Below are 18,047 nucleotides of genomic sequence, written 5' to 3'. Positions count from 1 at the left end.
TTTAACCATATTTTCACGCCGTGAAAAAGCCGTGAATAACTTTTTAAATTTGACTTTTCTTAAATTAAAATAGTTGTAATACTTAAGATAAAATTTAGTATAATAGTAAAAAGCATAAAGGATATATAATGCAAGATTATGATAAAGATATTGAAGCGGCGGAATTTAGGGAGTTTCAAAAGGAGCTTGAGGCAAAATTTAAAACTGAAGGAGCTCCATCAAATTTTATGAAAAATATTGTAGCTTTAAGTGCTATAAATTTTAGATTAGCTAAGGCTATTTATAATTTGCAAACCAATAGCAAATTTGATGTCTTTGCAGGTAAGACAAATTTGGATATAAATATCATAAATACAGAGCTTAAAGAGCCTATCTACGCCCACTCTCCAGCTGAGCATACAAAGTCAATGCTAGATGAATTTAAAGATAAATACGCACTATATCCTTCGCTATTTTTCTTTGGTCTTGGCAATGGTAATTTTTATACTAAATTATTACAAAATCAAACTCACGAGAAGATTATAGTATTTGAGCCAGAGATTGAGATTATATATATTGCATTTAATCTATGTGATTTTGGTGCTGATATTTTCCACGAAAGATTTATAATAGTTCATCCAAGCTATTTTAGGGATGGGCAGATAGAGCTTATTTGTAATTATGAAGCAGTGATAGCTAATATTAGAAATTATGATTTTCACATATATAGCGATTACTATGCGAAAAATTATGGCGATATAGCCAAAAGAATAAATCAAAAAATTATAGAATTATCGTCTAAAATTATTCTAAATGCTGGCAATGACGCATATGATAATCTACTAGGGATCAAACATGTTATATATAATTTACCAAATGTATATAGTAGCTTACAACTAAAAGATATAATTGATCTTAATATTAGCAAAAACAAAACCGCCATCATCGCATCTACTGGCCCTAGTTTAAATAAGCAGATTGAGCTTTTAAGAAAGGTCGCACCACACGCATTAATTTTAATTCCAGATGCTTCATATCATGTGCTTAAGATAAATGGTATTAAGCCTGATTTTGTCGCTACTATGGAGAGAGTAGAGAAGACTAGCGAGTTTTTCCAAAGCCAGCCAAGCGAATTTGATAATGATATAGTATTTATGGCAGCATCTCTAACTCATCCCCAAACTAGCAAAAATTTAGAAGGGCGAAATCGCACTTACGCTCATAGGCCAATTAGATTTGAATTTTTATTAAAAGATGATATCCCATTTATGTCTAGAGGTCCTAGCTCGGCACATTTTGCTTTTGATATGGCTCTTAGACTTAAATGCGAAAGAATTATATTTATCGGTCAAGACCTTGCCTTTGGCAAAGATGGAGCTAGCCATGCTAAGGGGAATATGTTTGAAAACTACATAAAAGAAGATGGCACCATAACAATAAACCCAAATGCTAGGCAAAGACCGCAAACGGCTATCGCATATGGCGGAGTTGGCGAGGTTAAAAGCACTGATGTTTGGAATTACTTTCGTGGGTATTTTGAGTCTATGATGGAGCCAGTTCATCATGATTATAAGGTAAAAGTATATAACGCCACAGAAGGCGGAGCTAGAATTCACGGAATGATAGAAAAGCCTTTTAGTGAGTTAGTAGATGAAATTTTAGCTGAAAATACCACAAAAAGCGTTATAAGACCTAAGCCAGTTGGCATAGAAGTAGCCAAATCTAAGGTAAAATCGCAAAAAGAGCTAGTAGAGAGCTTTATCAAATACGGTATAGAAAAGCAAAAGCTTTGCGAAGAGCTATTTAAAAAGATTAGTAAAGCTGTAGAGAATGCAAATAGAGAGATTAGTCGTGGTAAGGAGCCGCATTATCCTAAATTTTATGAGTTAAAAGAGAGAATTGATAGGTTTAAGCATAATTTAAAAAGTGATGAGATATTTGATGGGGCATACTATCATGTGACAAATAACTTTTGCTTACACCAAGAGATGGAATTTGGCGAGTTGATGGTGCGTCCTGAGAGAACTAAAAATGATAAAGATAAGAAAATTTTTGAGTATGTCAAGCAGCACGGATACTATTTTTTCAGTCTAGCTGGTATGATGGAAGCTACAAGAGATGCGATGACAGAATCGCTCAAAGCTTGGAATGAGGAGCTTATATCTTAGCTTTACAAAGCTCTTTTAAAAAGCACCCATCGCAATTTGGCTTTATAGCCTTACATGTGTAGCGACCATGTAATACCATGGCTTGGTGGAGAGTGTTTAGATTGGTTTTAAATGCTTTTACTAGGTCTATTTCTGTAGCTTGTGGAGTTTTAGCACTACTTAGTCCAAGTCTGTGAGATACCCGAAATACATGAGTATCAACCGCCATTAAATTTGCGTTTTGATACTCTATTAATACCACATGAGCGGTCTTTTGCCCTACGCCTGCAAGCTTTACTAAGCTCTTTTCATCAAGTGGAATTTCGCCATTAAAATCATTTATAACTGAATTTGCCATCTTGATTAAATTCTCAGCTTTATTATTAAAAAAGCTACAGCTATTTATAAGTAGCTTTAAGCTTGATAGATTAGCCTTTGCTAAGGAGCTAATATCTGGATACTCTTTAAAAAGTGCTGGAGTTATCAAATTTACTCTCTTATCAGTACATTGTGCTGATAGCATTACAGCTACTAAAAGCTCATACAAATTATTAAAATGTAGCTCCGTCTTAGCACCATTAAAATGCTCTAAAAATAGAGCCTTAATTTCATTTATATCTCTTTTACTTCTCATTTTTAAATTATAACAAAACATAAAAAATATAATCTAAATTCAATAACATATAATTAAATTTATTGTATAATACCCAACTTATCTTTAAAATTTAACAGAAGGAAAATAGATGAAAAAAGGTATATTTCTAGCTCCTATATTAGCAGCTAGTGTGAGTTTAAATGCAGCGGTACTTGCTACTGTAAATGGCAAAGAGATTAGTGATAAAGATTTAGCCCCTTTGCTTGGTGCACATGGTGCTGATTTTGATAAAATTCCAGAACAGATGAAAAAACAGCTATTAGAAATGGCTATTAATGGTGAATTAATCCTAGAACAAGCTAAAAAGGATGGCACTGATAAAACAAAAGAGTATCAAGAGGCTTTGAAATTTAGCCAAGATAATGTCTTAAGAAATGTTTGGACGCAAAATGAGTATAAAAAAATCAAAGTATCAAATGCCGATGTGAAGGCATTTTATGAAAAAAATAAAGAGACAATCTTTGTAAGTCCAGCCCAAGCAAAAGCAAAACATATCCTAGTAGAGACTCAAAAAGAAGCTGAGGATATAATCGCTCAATTAAAAGGGCTAAAAGGAGATGCTTTAACAGCTAAATTTAGCGAATTAGCTAAAACCAAATCGATAGATAGAGGTAGTGCTGCAAATGGCGGCGAGCTAGGCTGGTTTGATGAATCAAGAATGGTCCCAGCATTTAGCAAGGCTGCGTTTGGCTTAAAAAATGGAACAATCACTATAAAACCAGTTAAGAGCGAATTTGGCTATCATGTAATCTTAAAAGAGGACTCAAAAGCCAAAACCACAGTAGCTTATGATAAGGTTAAAAACAATATCGAAGAGCAGCTAAGAAGCGAACAATTTAAAACCGTAATGCAAGAAAAAATGGATAAGCTAAGACAGGGTGCAAAAGTAGAATATAAATAATAGGGGTATGATATGGGAGTATTAAATATCGTAAAACCTGGCGTAGTCTGGGGCGATGATCTTAGCAAATTATATGAGTATGCCAAGAGTGAGGGCTTTGCTATTCCTGCGGTTAATGTCGTAGGAAGCCACTCTATAAATGCTGTAATGGAAGCAGCTAAGATAGCAAATTCGCCTGTTATTATCCAATTTAGCAATGGCGGTGCGAGCTATTATGCTGGTAAGACTTGCCCTAATGGCGATGTTTTAGGTGCTATAGCTGGAGCCAAGCAAGTCCATTTACTAGCAAAATCTTATGGTGTTGCCGTGGTTTTACACACAGATCACGCCGCTAGAAAGCTCTTGCCTTGGATTGACGCTCTTATAGATGCTAGTCGTGAAAATATAAAAAGTTGTGGTATCCCTCTATTTAGCTCTCATATGCTAGATCTTAGCGAAGAGCCATTAGAGGAGAATATCGCAACTTGCCAAAAATATCTTAAAACACTAAGTGATCTTGGTATTGCTCTTGAGATTGAGCTTGGCGTGACTGGCGGCGAAGAAGATGGAGTGGATAATACAAATGTAGATAACGCTCTTTTATACACTCAGCCAGAAGATGTGGCTTTAGCTTATCAAACCCTTGGTGAAATTAGCGATAAATTTAGCATTGCAGCTAGCTTTGGTAATGTCCATGGAGTTTATAAACCAGGTAATGTGGTGCTTAGACCAGAAATATTAAAAAACTCTCAAGAGTATATTAAATCTAAATTTAACACAAACGATAATAAGCCAGTAAATTTCGTATTTCATGGCGGTAGCGGTAGTGAACTTGCTGATATTAAAGCAGCAGTAAGCTATGGTGTGATTAAGATGAATATAGATACTGATACTCAGTGGGCTTTTTGGGATGGTGTGCGTGAGTATGAGGCTAAAAATCATGGTTATCTACAAGGACAAATCGGAAATCCTGAAGGTAGCGATAAGCCAAATAAGAAGTATTATGATCCAAGAAAATGGCTAAGATGTGGCGAAGAGAGTATGGTAAAAAGGCTTTTAGAAGCTTACGAAAATCTTAATTGTATGAATAAAAACTAAGTCTATTTAGCCAAATTTTTGGCTAAATAGCATTAAGCTTAGCTATTTTTGATGGTTAAGCTTAGTGTAAATTAAAGGAAATTTAAATGGAAAAAGAGAGCGAACTTGGTGAAATATCTCTGCCTGAAGGTGGAAATAGACAGAGTAAATTTGTATATTTTAAGATAGTTTTATTACCAGTTTTAGTTTATATTGCTTGTTTGCTTTGTTATTTTGATGTGATAAAGCTTAATGTAGGATTTGATATTGTCATAATAATGGGAATTATGCTTGTGATAGCCTTAATCTTTGCTAGACATAGTGCTGAGCTTGGGTGCTGTTTATTTGAGCAAAAAAAGGATATTTTTAAAAAAGAGTTAAAAAATTATATTATAAAAACCCTTCTTACAATTGGCAAGGATAGAAAGTCAAATGGTAGCTTTGATGAGTTTTCGCTAAGATATTCAAAAGATGTTAGAAATGATAATTTCGCAACTATAGCAACTGGGGTTTTTCCTATGCTTGGTATCTTTGGGACATTTTTAAGTATTGCTATTTCTATGCCTACTCTTAGCTCGGCTGATATGCTTAGCTTGGAGAGTGAGATTACTAAGCTATTTGCTGGTATTGGGGCTTCATTTTATCTTTGTGCTTATGGGGTATTTTTAACACTTTGGTGGTTATTTTTTGAAAGATTTGGTATTAGTAGATTTGAAAAATTAATCGCTAGGCAAAAGAATGCTACAATAGCGTTTTTTTGGACAGATCAAGAGATACAGCAAAGATATATGCAAGAGACATTAGGAAGTTTTGAGAAGATTGGCGTAATATTTGATTATGTTAGCAAGCAAGAATTTTTTAAAGAGCTTGATAATGTGATAGAGAGAAAATTTGATAATTTTACTAAACTACTTAAAACAGAAGAAGATGCCGTCAAAGTAAGTAGTGAGCATATTAAGCAGACTATGGGAATGCTTATTAAGTCTCAAAGAGATCAAAAAGATATGATTAAAATTCACGCAGAGATCATTAATGTTTTAAATTTATTTAATAATAATATTAAAGAGTTGCAAATTAGGTGGAGTGAAAACTATACAAGATTGCAAAGCATTAGCGATGAGCGTGTAGCTAAACTTGATAAGAGTGTAAATGATCTTGGTATGAATATTATGAAATTTGAGCGTTCTTTAGAGGAATTTAGCATAAATATCCTTGAAAAACAACAACTCGCTCTTGATGGATTTAAAGTAGCTATGATAGATGGTATGCAGGCTTTTAGATATATTTTTGATGAAGAAAGCTCAACTAAAGATAATAGCTCAGCCATCGTAGAAGAGCTTAAAAAGAGCATTCAAGAGATTGATAATGAGGCAAATATAGCTCTTGAAAAATTAGAAAAAACAGATTATGAGAGCCTATCAAAATCCATTGATGAGAGTGCTGAAGTAGATAATAAATCAATTGATGAAAAGAATGATTAATGAAAATCGATATATCAAATGATGAAAAATCAAGCTTTTGGCTTAGTTTTGCTGGGCTTATGACTGGGCTGTTTTTTGTATTTGTGCTTATAGTTGGCGTAGTGGTTATTAGGTACTCTATTTTAGCTTCTGAATTAGTATATTTACAAAAGGATTTAAATGACAATATCGCTTCTTTAAATGCGGCAAATAAAGAGCTAAATAAAAAGCATGATAGTATCAAAAGCTTTATTGCTAAGCTAAAATCAAGCCCAGATGGCGTAAATATAGAAAAATATTATAATAATTTAAATTCAGAATTATCTAAATCATCTGCGATAATAAATAATAGCCTAGATGTAATTAGTCTAAAAAATGATGAATTAATCACACAAATTGATAGTCAAGATGAGGAGATTAGTAATTTAAAAATTGAAATTGAGCAAAAAGATAGCGAGATTGAGATACTTCAAAAAGATATTGAAACTACAAGAAAAAATTTAGAAAATTATGCAAAAATTAGAGAAAATATCGCACTTGCTTTGAAAAATAAACTTGGTAATATGGCACAAATAGATTTAAAAAGTGCCGATGTTAGTATGAGTGCGGCTAAGATTTTTAATATTAATTCTACAGCTATTAGAGATGATGCGAAATTTGATTTAAGACGCATATTTAAGGTATATTTGGACTATATTTTATCGCCTGATATTATAGAAAATATTAGCAATATTACCATTGAATGCCATACCGATAGCGATGGTGGGTATCTTCATAATCTTGATTTATCGCAAAAAAGAGCTTTGGAGATTATGAAATTTGCCTATGCAACCTATAAAGATTCAAATTTAAGTAAATATATGATTGCAGTTGGTAAAAGTAATAGTCAAATAGTATTAAAAGATGGCGTTGAAGACCCAGCGGCAAGCTTTAGAGTAAATATTAAATTTGATTTAAAAGACTCTAAATATTTTATCGATAAGGTTTTAAGTCATCGTGCAAATTGAGCCGATTTGTTTTAGGGGGCGTAGATTTTGGATTTTGCGTGATGACTTAATAGGCGGAGAATTTAATGGAAATAAAGCTAGGAAATTAGCCTACTTTTTAAACTCAAATTTAGCAAATCGCATTATCTCATATGGCTCAAGCCAGTCAAATGCTATGTATTCTATCAGCGTTTTGGCTAAGTTGCGTGGTATTAAATTTATATATTTTACTCACTATATTTGCGATTTTTTGCTTAATAATCCTTGTGGGAACTACGCTGCAGCACTAAAAAATGGTATGGATATTCGCATTAGCAAAAATCCGCTTAAATCAGCACAAAATGAGTGCAAAAGTAGGGATATTTTCATCCCAGAAGGGGTGGCTATGAGTGAAGCTGAGATGGGATTTCAGGATCAAGCTAGGATAATTGTAGATTTTGCTAAGAAAAATGATATAAAATTTGATATATTTTTGCCTAGTGGGACTGGGTGTAGTGCGGCATTTTTGGCTAAAAATTTAAGTGATATGAGCGTATGGACTACTCCTTGTGTAGGTGATAGCCATTATCTAAAAAAGCAGATTTTAGCACTTGATCCATTAAGCAAGGTTAATATCATAAATCCACCTAGAAAATATCACTTTGGTAAGCTTTATTCTGAAATTTATGAGATATATAAGGAGCTTTTATATAGCTGTGGTGTGGAGTTTGAGCTATTGTATGATGGCGTTGGGTGGCTTACTTTGATGGCAAATTTAAATGCGTTTAAAAATGATATTTTATATATTCATCAAGGAGGAATGCTAGGAAATATCACGCTTTTAGAGAGATATAAACGCAAATTTAATATATAAATTTATATTTAGTTATTTTATTTTGGATATACTTTTTGCGAGTAAATAATATAATTTAGCTCTTAATTAAATAAGATAGAATAAGGAGGAATAAGCTAGTATAATTGATACGCTATATCAATTATAATTTCAGATAAATTCAATTTAAAGCTTTAAATGGTCTATAAATAAGCTTTTATAAAATTATTTTTGATAATTATAATCAAAATAAGCTTAAATTTATAATAGTTAGTTTATAATAACGATTATCAAAATATTATAAAGGTAAAATATGTCAGTCTTGGTAATAGGCGCAGATGAAATAGCACCAATTAAAGCAGTTTTACAAGGGTTAGGTGTCAGCAAGATAGAGCACTGGGATGCAAGAAATGAAAATAGAGTAAATCGCAAACCGATCCCACAAGAGGTGGAGTGCGTGGTTATGCTGACGAGTTTTTTAAATCATAACACGATGAAAAAGATAAAATCTGAAGCTAAAAAACGCAATATAAAGCTAGTTTGTGCTAAAAGAAGTGTGAGTTGTGTTTATTGCGAGTATTGTAAAGTTTTTGGTTTGGATCGTGAATTTAAGTGTGAAAGGTAAATATGACAGCAGTTATTTTTGGTAGTTCAATGGGAAATGCAGAGGAAGCAGCAAATAAAATCGCAGCAAATTTAGGTATAGATACAGTTTTAAATATATCTGAAACTTCAGCCGATGAGATTAATGGATTTGATAAATTGATAATTGGCTCATCTACTTGGGGAAGCGGTGATTTGCAAGATGATATGGATGCTTTTGACTTTTCTGAGTTAAATTTAAAAGGAAAAACGATAGCTCTATTTGGCATAGGCGATAGCTCTAGCTATGATGATACATATTGCGATGCTTTGGGAATTTTGTTTGATAAATGTAGTGAATTAGGTGCAAATATTGTAGGTGCTACAGAGGCTCCAAAATATGATTTTACAGAGTCAAGAGCAGCTAGAGATGGTGGATTTGTGGGCTTAGCGCTTGATTTTGATAACCATGGCGACGAAGTAGATTCTAGAATTGCTAATTGGTGTGAGCAAATAAGAGCAAATTTCAGCTAATTTTTGATACAATTACGCAAAAATTATAAAGGATAAATATGCCACTACTTGATAGTTTTTGCGTAGATCATACTATTATGAACGCACCTGGTGTTAGACTTGCTAAGATGATGAAAACTCCAAAAGGAGATGATATTAGCGTTTTTGATCTAAGATTTTGTAAGCCAAATTTAGATATTTTACCAGAAAAAGGGATTCATACCTTAGAGCATCTTTTTGCTGGTTTTATGAGAGATCATCTAAATTCAAATAGCGTTGAGATTATAGATATATCGCCGATGGGCTGTAGGACTGGGTTTTATATGAGTCTTATAGGAAGACCTAAAATTGATGAAGTGATAGAGGCGTGGAGACTATCTATGAGCGATGTATTATCTGTAAAAAGCCAAAGCAACATTCCAGAGCTAAATAAATATCAGTGCGGTACATACAAAATGCACTCGCTAGATGAGGCTAAGCATATAGCGCAAAATATTTTAAATTCAGGAATTAGCTATATTGATAATGAGACTATAAAGTTAGATTTTAATAATATTAAATAATAAATTGCTTGATTAATGTAGTTAAGACTTTTATTAGCTATTTGTTTATGGCTTTTTGAATTTTTATTTGGTTATTTTCTTTTGCTATTTTTTGGTATTCTTTTGCAAAGCTCTTAAGATAAAGGCAACTGAAAATAATGAAATTTAAATTAATGTTAGATTGAAATTTTAGGGCTTTTGTGATTTTTAAGAATTTAAATAATAGGAAATTTATAAGCGGTGAGAGCTTTTTTTGTTTAGCTTTGCTAAGATTTAGTGAAGTTTTTTAATTATTTAAATGCTAAATTTTGCGTAATTTATATAGTCTGCTATATTTAATTATTTTTTCGTGCTGATACATAAGTAGCCAATTATACGCATTTTGCGTTAGTGCAGCGATATTTTTGCCGTATTTTTCTTTTATACGAGCTATCTTTGTGAGCTTTATTTGGTTTGTAATCTTTTATCATAATTCTACACTTATCATAAATCAAACGCATTTGCCTTAAATTTATTTAAAATTAGATTATGAGCCTAGTTGCTCACTACACATATATACAAAGCTAACTATTTGATATTTTTATTATTTAAGTTAAAATTTTCTTATATTTTTTTGGAATTCCATTTTATTGATTAGAAAATGAATTTAAGACTTATTTGATTATATCCTTTAGCATGGAAACAACTGAAATAGTCAAATGAAAGCTTAAATTAATGTTAGATTGCGTTTTTAAGGGCTTTTTTGTGATTTTTGAAAGCTTAGGAAAAGGACTAGTGGTACCTAAGGTCGGACTCGAACCGACACAGGGTTGCCCCTACCAGATTTTGAGTCTAGCGTGTCTACCATTTCACCACTCAGGCTTAAAAAGAGAAAAATTATATCTAAATTTAGATTAAAATATTATAAATCTTGGCTATAAATTCATCTGTATTTGTAAGCCTTAAGCTACAAAGTTTATAATAATCAAGTTATTTACCGCTCTAAATAGCATTTTTATTTGGTTTAAAATTCAAATTTATTTATCCAAATTTTCTACATCCACTCTAGAACTTGCGTTATCTCTTTGGCTACAAATGTTTTTATAGGGTAATTTTCTAATGGCTTATTTGGCGTGATAGCGTTTTTAAATTTTTGAAAGACAGCCTCTTTTAGCCTTGCATCAAGATTAAAAATCTCTCTAATCTCACCATTTAAGCTAAGCTCACCGATGAATATACTCTCTTTGGATATTGGACGATTGCGAAAGCTTGATATGATAGCAGCTACCACGGCTAAATCGCACGCAGTTTCATTTATCTTCACTCCGCCAGTAACATTGATAAACACATCATAATGCCCAAGCGGTATTTCTAATTTTCTCTCTAAAAGTGCTAAAATCATATCTAAGCGATTTTTATCAAAGCCAGTTGAGCTTCTTTTTGGATAGTTGCTTTCGCATACTAGGGCTTGAATTTCTACGATTAATGCACGACTTCCCTCCATCGTTACAGTGATAGCTGATCCACTAACGGCGTTACCGCGGGTAAAAAATTTACTGCTAATATCTTTAGCACTTATTAGTCCATTACTACGCATTTCAAAAATTCCAATTTCGCTTGTAGTGCCAAAGCGATTTTTAATCCCGCGAAGTATGCGAAGCTCCTTACTACTATCCCCTTCAAAATATAGCACCACATCAACCATATGCTCTAAAATTCTAGGTCCGGCGATAGAGCCTTCTTTAGTAATATGACCTATAATAAATATGGTAATATCATCTTTTTTAGCTAGTCGCATTAGCTCAAATGTGATCTCTCTAACTTGAGAAATTGAGCCTGGAGCGGAGCTAATCTTATCACTATATAGGGTTTGGATAGAGTCTATAACTATGATTTTATACTCATTTTTTGCCGCTTCGGCTAGTATAGATGAGAGATCGATTTCAGTTAGTAAAAATAGATTATCACTATTTGCACCTAAGCGATCGGCTCTTAGCTTGATTTGACTAGCGCTCTCTTCACCGCTTACATATAGCACTTTTTGGTTGTTGTCAGCTAAATTTGAAGCTATTTTAAGTAGTAGTGTAGATTTACCAATTCCTGGACTTCCGCCTATTAATATAAGAGAGCCACTTACCAAGCCTCCGCCTAATACTAGGTCTAACTCGCTATCTTTAGTTGATTTGCGATCTATTTTTTGAATTTGAATTTGGGATATTGGTGTGGCGCTTTTTGTGCTTTTGGTTAGTTTGGCTAACTCTTGAGAGATCTTAACTTGCTCGCTACTAAGCTCGATAAAGCTCTCCCAGGCTCCGCATTGTGGGCATTTACCCATCCATTTGCTTTGCTGATTACCACACGCTTCGCATTCAAAAATAATCTTTGATTTTGCCATTTTAATCTAAAAATATTGCATCGCAGATGGTATCTACGAACTCTTTTGGGCTAAATTTGATAAGATCATCTTTACTTTCGCCAACGCCAATATATAAAATAGGGAGCTCAAGCTCTCTAGCAATACCAAATAACGCACCGCCCTTTGCTGTGCCATCAAGCTTGGTAATTATAACTCCATCAACCTTTATAATCTCATTAAAAGCCTTAGCTTGAGCTACTCCAGCACTACCTTGTGTGCCATCTAGAATTAGAATTTTTTGGTGTGGAGCATCACTTAGGGCTTTACTGCTAATTCTTGAGATTTTCTCTAGTTCACTAGCTAAATTTTTTTGATTTTGTAACCTACCAGCCGTATCAATAATAGCATAATCCATATCTCTAGCCACAGCTGAGCTGATGGTATCATAGGCTACAGCGGCTGGGTCGTGACCTTGATTTGAGGCGATTATAGGGACTTCAAGCTTATTAGCCCATTGGCGTAGCTGCTCTATGGCTCCAGCTCTAAATGTATCGCTAGCGCCTAAAATTACGTTTTTTGAGCTGGATTTGAATAAATTTGCTAATTTTGCTATTGTGGTTGTTTTGCCCGCACCATTTACGCCTAAAATCATCATCACAAAAGGCTTTGCCTCCACACTTTTATTATCATACATAAAGTATGTTTGCATAACTCTAGCTAGATCGGCCCTATCTACTACATCTCTAGGAGGTAGATAGTAGATTATCTCTTGGGCTATTTCATATGGAACATCGGCTTCTAATAGAAGCTCTTCAAGAATATCTTTAGTTATTTTTTTATCTTTTGGTTTAGATTTTGTAAATGTATTAAGGGTCTTTTCAAGCCCTTTTTTAAGAAAGCTAAACATTACTCAATAACCTTTTTAATATCATTTTCTAGCATCTCAATCGGCACCAATCCGCTATAAGAAGTAGCAAATTTGCCATTTGGATAGTATAAAATGCTAAATGGAATTCCAACCACGCCGCCAAGCGATGAGATTAAATATTGATTTTCATCTGTGTATGCAATTGGGTAGTTGATATTTAGTAGCTCTTTAAATTCATTTGCTTGCTCTAGGCTTAAGGTCTCAACTGATACACCGATGATTTGAAGTTTATCTTTAAATTTCTCTTGAAGCGATACAAGATATGGGATCTCTACCTTACAAGGTGGGCACCAAGTGGCAAAGAAATTTAAAAATATAGCTTTATCCTTGATATTAAAGTCATAGCCGTTATCTTTTTTTTGCATTTTTAACTCACTGCCATCATTTAATGTAAGTTTAAATGGTTTTGAATAGTCTGCTTCTATTACTGAAGTTGGATTTGACTCTTCGTTTGAAGTGTTGTTGCAACCTGTTAAAATAGCTAATAAAGCTACTGCTAGAAAGATTTTAAATTTCATTATATTTTCCTATATTTTTTGGTAAAATTGCCAAAATTATACTAAATAAAGATTAATATTATGGTTAAATTTGATAAACAAACTTGTAGAAAAGTAGCAAAATTGGCTCTGAATAAGGAGTCTAAAAGAGTGGCTAACTGCTATAAAAATAGGGTTAATTTGGATATTTTAAGGCTTATTAAGTTGTATAAAGTAAAGAATTTGCTTATTTTTACTCCTATGAAAATGGAGCCAAATTTAATTAAACTTAGACGAAAAATAGCAAAAAATTGCACAATATTTGTCCCATTTATGGTAGATAAAAGTTTAAAAATGGTAAAATTGCGTTTGCCCTTTAAAGTATCTAAATTTGGTATTAAAGAAGCAATGAACTCAAATGCTTATAAAAAAGATATAGATATGGCTATAGTGCCAGTTATCGCAGTAGATGCTAATATGGGTAGAGTAGGGCACGGAGCTGGGTTTTATGATAGGTTTTTTGATAATCTAGGTTATAGACCGGTTATTGTGTTTGTAAGTATAAAAGATATGTATGTTGATTATAAAATTTGTGACGCACACGATGTTTGTGCTGACTTTTATCTTACACCTACTAAAAAATATATAAAAAAGGTATGTTATGATAGAGATGTCATTAATAGGGTTAGGAGGCTTGATTTTTGGAGCTGGAGGAGGTTGGCTAATATCTAAAAAGATAAATGATGCCAACTATAATATTTTAGTAGAGCAGGCAAAAGCAAAAGCAAAAGCAATTGAATTTGAGGCTGAAGGCATTTTAAAAGATGCTAAAGTTAAGGTTAGCGAGGCTGAATTTGAGGTTAAAAAAAGATATGAAGAAAAGGGGAGCAAACTCCAAAAAGAGTATAACCAAAAATTCGATGAAATAGCTAAAAAAGAGCAAAATTTGCTCTTTGAAAAAGAGAATTTAGATAGTGCTAAAAGTGATTTAGAATTAAGCCAAAATAGAGCCAAAGCGTTATATGAAGAGGGTTTAAATTTAAAAAATAGCTATCAAGAAAAGATTGATGAAATGCTAAAAACTATGGAGCGTATGGCTGGTTTAACCCAAGAAGAAGCTAGAGAGTTGGTGCTTAAAAAAGTTGAAGAAAAAAGCCGTGCCGATATAGCTCATATCGTTAGAAAATATGAAGAAGAGGCAAAAAGAGAGGCTAAGAAAAAGGCTAATTATATCCTAGCTCAAGCTACTAGTAGATTTGCTGGAGAGTTCGCTGCTGAGAGATTAATCAATGTAGTTGATATTAAAAATGATGAGTTAAAAGGTAGGATTATAGGCAAAGAGGGACGCAATATCAAAACCCTTGAGATGGTGCTTGGAGTTGATGTAATAATAGATGATACACCGCATGCTATTGTGCTTTCAAGCTTTAATTTATATCGTAGGGCCATTGCTACTAGGGTAATTGAACTATTAGTTGAAGATGGGAGAATCCAACCAGCTAGAATAGAGGAAATTCATCAAAAAGTTTGCGAGGAATTTGAGGCTAGTATTTTAGAAGAGGGCGAAAATATCTTAATTGATTTAGGAATTACCAAAGTTCATCCAGAGATTGTAAAACTAATTGGCAAGATGAAATTTAGAGCTAGTTATGGTCAAAATGCTCTAGCTCATAGCCTTGAGGTTGCTCATTTAGCGGGAATTATAGCTGCTGAAACTGGTGGAGACGAGAAGCTTGCCATTAGAGCTGGTATATTACACGATATTGGCAAGGCATTAACGCATGAGTATCAAGGTAGCCATGTCGATTTAGGTGCCGAAATTTGTAAGCGTTATAAAGAGCATCCAGTTGTGATTAATGCTATTTATGCTCACCACGGACACGAAGAGGCTCTAAGCGTGGAGTGTGCGGCAGTTTGTGCTGCTGATGCGTTATCTGCAGCACGCCCTGGTGCTAGAAGAGAGGTGCTTGAGAGCTTTTTAAAAAGAGTTGAAGAGATAGAGAATATAGCAAATTCCAAAGAAGGTATTAAAAATGCCTACGCTATAAATGCTGGTCGCGAGATAAGGGTTATTGCTAATGCGGAGTTGGTCAATGATGATGAGGCTGTGCTTTTAGCTAAAGAGATTGCTGAAGAGATAGAGAGTAAAATGCAATATCCAGGGGAAATCAAAGTAAATGTAATACGAGAATTAAGGGCTGTAGAGTATGCGAAATAGAGTATTAATAAAGATTATTTGTCTAATTTTTATTAGCCTAGGCTTACATGCTAGCGATGAGAGACTTTTAGATAGTGCAAATGCCTATAATTTAATTAATCGAACTAACAAAATACCGCAATCAATTATTATAAATTCATCTGCTATTATAGTTTTTCCTACTTTTGTTAAGGCTGGATTTATCCTTGGGGCGACGGTGGGTCGTGGGGTTATGCTTGTGCGTGATGAGGATTCAAAAGAGTATATAGATGATAGGACCTTATATCATCAAAATAGCAGCTATAGCGTAGTGCCAGTAAGACTTGGGGGTGCTACTATTGGATTACAAGCTGGATATGAGAATAATTTTATTGTGATGTATGTGATGAATAGGGCGATAATAAAAGATATTTACGATAATAAGCTCACGCTTAGTGCTAGCACATCAGTTAGCTTTATGGATTATGGGGTAAATAGCGGTACTATGAGTGATATTGGGTTTAGCGATATTTATGCTTATACAAATAATACAGGCTTTTTCGCAGGTGCGAATCTTGGTGGGTCTGTAATCACGGTTGATGATAAGGTTAAATTTGACCCCAATTCATATGGCTATAGACAGCTATTACAAGCCGTATCGGTGGTGAAATAATGCAAGATATTTTAGCAAATCTTTCTACTTATGGATATTTGATACTATTTTTATATAGCCTTGGTGGGGGAATGGTGGCTATAATTGGTGCTGGATTGCTTAGCTTTGAAGGTAGTATGAGTTTAACTCTATCAATTATAATTGCCGCAGTGGCAAACTTCATCGGAGATATGATTTTAGTATATATGGGAAGATATAATAAAAGCTCTGTAATGCCATATTTTAAATCACATAAACGAAAACTTGCTTTAGCTCAAATTTTATTTAAAAAATATGGCGATAAGATTATTTTTATCAAAAAATATATTTACGGGCTAAAAACTTTAGTGCCTTTAGCTATTGGTCTAACCAAATATAGCTTGATTAAATTTGCTATCATTAACGCTATTTGCTCTGCTATATGGTCGATTAGCTTAGGATTGCTTAGCTATTATGCGGGAGAATTTATATCGAGATTTACATCATATTTTGGCGATCATGGCTATATCATTCCTATATTTTTGTTTATTTTGCTTGGTCTTATATGGCTATATTTTAGCTGGGCTACTAAAAAAAGATGAAAAAGCTGATATTTATAATATCTATTTTATTGATTGGATTATATGGGTTTGCTTATATATTTTCAAACCATATGCTAAATTCAGCACTAGCTAAGCTTCAAAATATCAAAGAATTTAAAATAGATAGTGTAAATAAAAATAGCTCCATACTTTCTAATAGTTTAAATTTTAGACTTCAATATAAAGATTTTGATTTAGATATAGATATGAGTAGTAGCTATAACCCTCTTTTTATATTTAATGGATTTAAAATTAATGGAGATATTAAGGATTTATCACAAGATAGTGTTAATTTGGCTAAATTTAGTCTAAATATTCCGCTATATGGGGGCAAAATCCATATTCAAGCAGATATATCGCCAATTCAAATTATTCAACATCATAGCTCTATTAAATTTTCAAATATCTCTATTAATAGCATTATGGATAGCAAAAAGCTATATTTCATAAAAGCAAATCTTGATAAAGCTAAATTTGAATTTGATAATATTAATGTTGATATGAGTGGTATTTTTAGCGAGATTGAGTATATTGATGGTGTTGATTTTGCAGATTTTAATCCATATGCTCTAAATCCTAGTAATTTAAAATTATTAATTGATAATTTAAGCTCAAATATAAATTTTATCAATCTAACAAGCGAAAATATTAGATTAAACTCAAAAATAAACGCTTATAACTTAGCAGATATTTTTACTGATTTAACGGCTAAATATATTATGGTAAATGGCATAGCTTTTGATGATATTAGCTCAAAAATTATATTAAAAAATATAAGCACAAGTAATTATAAAAATTTCATTATAAGTAAACCAGAGATAGTCGTGGATAATCTTACTATTAGAGATCTTTTGGAGCTAAAATTTGATATATTAATAGACAATCAAAGCTTAAAGGGATTAAATTTAAATGGGGAATTTATAGCCTACAAGCCAATTTCTCATATAAAAGGATTAGAGTTTATATCCATATATGAAAAATTTTTAATCAGCAATGGGGTGTTAATACAAAATGGCAATGGCTATGTGAGCAAATTTAAATCCAATATCCAAAATAGTGAGATAATCTTTAATAATTCAGTTAAATTTAGCGATATTTTGTCAGAATTTTAATAAATAAACAAAAAAATTTCAATAAATTCCATCCCCCTCCCAATCATTCAGCAAACTTTAAGTATATCTCTTATATAATTCCAGCTCACGAATTGAGAAACACCTTCTTATAGTTGGACAAATCATCTCTTTATCGTTTCTGTTTTTTAATTTTT

General features: G+C 32.9%; 18 protein-coding genes and 1 tRNA gene. 14 read left to right on the top strand and 5 right to left on the bottom strand.

The window, feature by feature from the left end:
* Positions 1-128: 128 nt before the first annotated feature.
* Positions 129-2,147, top strand: coding sequence for a motility associated factor glycosyltransferase family protein (locus CSUIS19073_RS05835; RefSeq protein ID WP_086237165.1), 2,019 nt, complete (start codon positions 129-131; stop codon positions 2,145-2,147).
* Here the strand turns inward: CSUIS19073_RS05835 and nth are convergent.
* Positions 2,137-2,760, bottom strand: coding sequence for an endonuclease III (gene nth, locus CSUIS19073_RS05830; RefSeq protein WP_086237164.1), 624 nt, complete (start codon positions 2,758-2,760; stop codon positions 2,137-2,139). The genes CSUIS19073_RS05835 and nth overlap by 11 nt on opposite strands.
* A gap of 109 nt (positions 2,761-2,869) precedes the next feature.
* On the opposite strand from nth, the gene CSUIS19073_RS05825 reads away from it, so the two are divergent.
* From CSUIS19073_RS05825 to luxS, 8 genes are all read left to right on the top strand, one after another.
* Positions 2,870-3,682 carry a peptidylprolyl isomerase gene (locus tag CSUIS19073_RS05825; protein WP_086237163.1) on the top strand — a complete coding sequence of 271 codons (813 nt, stop codon included), beginning with the start codon at positions 2,870-2,872 and terminating at the stop codon, positions 3,680-3,682.
* Positions 3,683-3,694: 12 nt separating this feature from the next.
* Entirely contained in the window at positions 3,695-4,759 is a 1,065-nt protein-coding gene (gene fbaA, locus CSUIS19073_RS05820) for a class II fructose-bisphosphate aldolase (RefSeq protein WP_086237162.1), read from the top strand.
* Between the two features lie 86 nt (positions 4,760-4,845).
* Positions 4,846-6,219, top strand: a complete 1,374-nt coding sequence (locus CSUIS19073_RS05815; RefSeq protein ID WP_086237161.1) for a MotA/TolQ/ExbB proton channel family protein — start codon at positions 4,846-4,848, stop codon at positions 6,217-6,219.
* Positions 6,219-7,205, top strand: coding sequence for an OmpA family protein (locus tag CSUIS19073_RS05810; RefSeq protein ID WP_086237160.1), 987 nt, complete (start codon positions 6,219-6,221; stop codon positions 7,203-7,205). The genes CSUIS19073_RS05815 and CSUIS19073_RS05810 overlap by 1 nt, the downstream gene beginning before the upstream one ends.
* Positions 7,195-8,037, top strand: coding sequence for a 1-aminocyclopropane-1-carboxylate deaminase (locus CSUIS19073_RS05805; protein ID WP_086237159.1), 843 nt, complete (start codon positions 7,195-7,197; stop codon positions 8,035-8,037). The genes CSUIS19073_RS05810 and CSUIS19073_RS05805 overlap by 11 nt, the downstream gene beginning before the upstream one ends.
* 271 nt (positions 8,038-8,308) lie before the next feature.
* Complete coding sequence (locus CSUIS19073_RS05800) at positions 8,309-8,620, top strand: DUF2325 domain-containing protein (RefSeq protein ID WP_086237158.1); 312 nt, start codon at positions 8,309-8,311, stop codon at positions 8,618-8,620.
* A 2-nt stretch (positions 8,621-8,622) separates the two neighbouring features.
* On the top strand, positions 8,623-9,111 hold the full coding sequence (locus CSUIS19073_RS05795) for a flavodoxin (protein WP_086237157.1): 489 nt from the start codon (positions 8,623-8,625) through the stop codon (positions 9,109-9,111).
* 38 nt (positions 9,112-9,149) lie between these two features.
* Positions 9,150-9,653: an S-ribosylhomocysteine lyase gene (gene luxS, locus CSUIS19073_RS05790; RefSeq protein WP_086237156.1), complete on the top strand. Its 504-nt coding sequence runs from the start codon at positions 9,150-9,152 to the stop codon at positions 9,651-9,653.
* A gap of 754 nt (positions 9,654-10,407) precedes the next feature.
* On the opposite strand, the gene CSUIS19073_RS05785 is transcribed toward luxS, so the two are convergent.
* The 4 genes from CSUIS19073_RS05785 to CSUIS19073_RS05770 all read right to left on the bottom strand — a co-directional run bounded on the left by CSUIS19073_RS05785 (position 10,408) and on the right by CSUIS19073_RS05770 (position 13,413).
* A tRNA-Leu gene (locus CSUIS19073_RS05785) sits at positions 10,408-10,493 on the bottom strand.
* Between the two features lie 172 nt (positions 10,494-10,665).
* Complete coding sequence (gene radA / locus CSUIS19073_RS05780) at positions 10,666-12,006, bottom strand: DNA repair protein RadA (RefSeq protein ID WP_086237155.1); 1,341 nt, start codon at positions 12,004-12,006, stop codon at positions 10,666-10,668.
* Position 12,007: 1 nt separating this feature from the next.
* Positions 12,008-12,874, bottom strand: a complete 867-nt coding sequence (ftsY, locus tag CSUIS19073_RS05775) for a signal recognition particle-docking protein FtsY (protein WP_086237154.1) — start codon at positions 12,872-12,874, stop codon at positions 12,008-12,010.
* Positions 12,874-13,413 (bottom strand): TlpA disulfide reductase family protein, encoded by a 540-nt coding sequence (locus CSUIS19073_RS05770; protein ID WP_086237153.1) that lies wholly within the window; start codon positions 13,411-13,413, stop codon positions 12,874-12,876. Before CSUIS19073_RS05770 ends, ftsY begins: the two co-directional genes overlap by 1 nt.
* A gap of 60 nt (positions 13,414-13,473) precedes the next feature.
* Here CSUIS19073_RS05770 and CSUIS19073_RS05765 point away from each other — a divergent pair, with 60 nt between their 5' ends.
* The 5 genes from CSUIS19073_RS05765 to CSUIS19073_RS05745 are packed head-to-tail and all read left to right on the top strand — an operon-like array spanning position 13,474 to position 17,892.
* Entirely contained in the window at positions 13,474-14,103 is a 630-nt protein-coding gene (locus CSUIS19073_RS05765) for a 5-formyltetrahydrofolate cyclo-ligase (protein ID WP_236845263.1), read from the top strand.
* Positions 14,033-15,589 carry a ribonuclease Y gene (gene rny, locus CSUIS19073_RS05760; protein ID WP_086237151.1) on the top strand — a complete coding sequence of 519 codons (1,557 nt, stop codon included), beginning with the start codon at positions 14,033-14,035 and terminating at the stop codon, positions 15,587-15,589. Before CSUIS19073_RS05765 ends, rny begins: the two co-directional genes overlap by 71 nt.
* Positions 15,579-16,220 (top strand): lipid-binding SYLF domain-containing protein, encoded by a 642-nt coding sequence (locus CSUIS19073_RS05755; protein ID WP_086237150.1) that lies wholly within the window; start codon positions 15,579-15,581, stop codon positions 16,218-16,220. The genes rny and CSUIS19073_RS05755 overlap by 11 nt, the downstream gene beginning before the upstream one ends.
* Complete coding sequence (locus tag CSUIS19073_RS05750; protein ID WP_086237149.1) at positions 16,220-16,780, top strand: DedA family protein; 561 nt, start codon at positions 16,220-16,222, stop codon at positions 16,778-16,780. Before CSUIS19073_RS05755 ends, CSUIS19073_RS05750 begins: the two co-directional genes overlap by 1 nt.
* A complete protein-coding gene (locus CSUIS19073_RS05745; protein ID WP_086242231.1) occupies positions 16,777-17,892 on the top strand; it encodes a hypothetical protein in 1,116 nt (371 codons plus the stop codon). Before CSUIS19073_RS05750 ends, CSUIS19073_RS05745 begins: the two co-directional genes overlap by 4 nt.
* Positions 17,893-18,047: the final 155 nt, after the last annotated feature.

Origin of the sequence: Campylobacter sp. RM19073 (assembly GCF_024723495.1) — a bacterium.
In the GTDB taxonomy this organism is placed as follows: domain Bacteria; phylum Campylobacterota; class Campylobacteria; order Campylobacterales; family Campylobacteraceae; genus Campylobacter; species Campylobacter porcelli.
The sequence above is the reverse complement of the archived record's forward strand: the minus strand, read 5'-3'. Positions and strand labels throughout refer to the sequence as shown.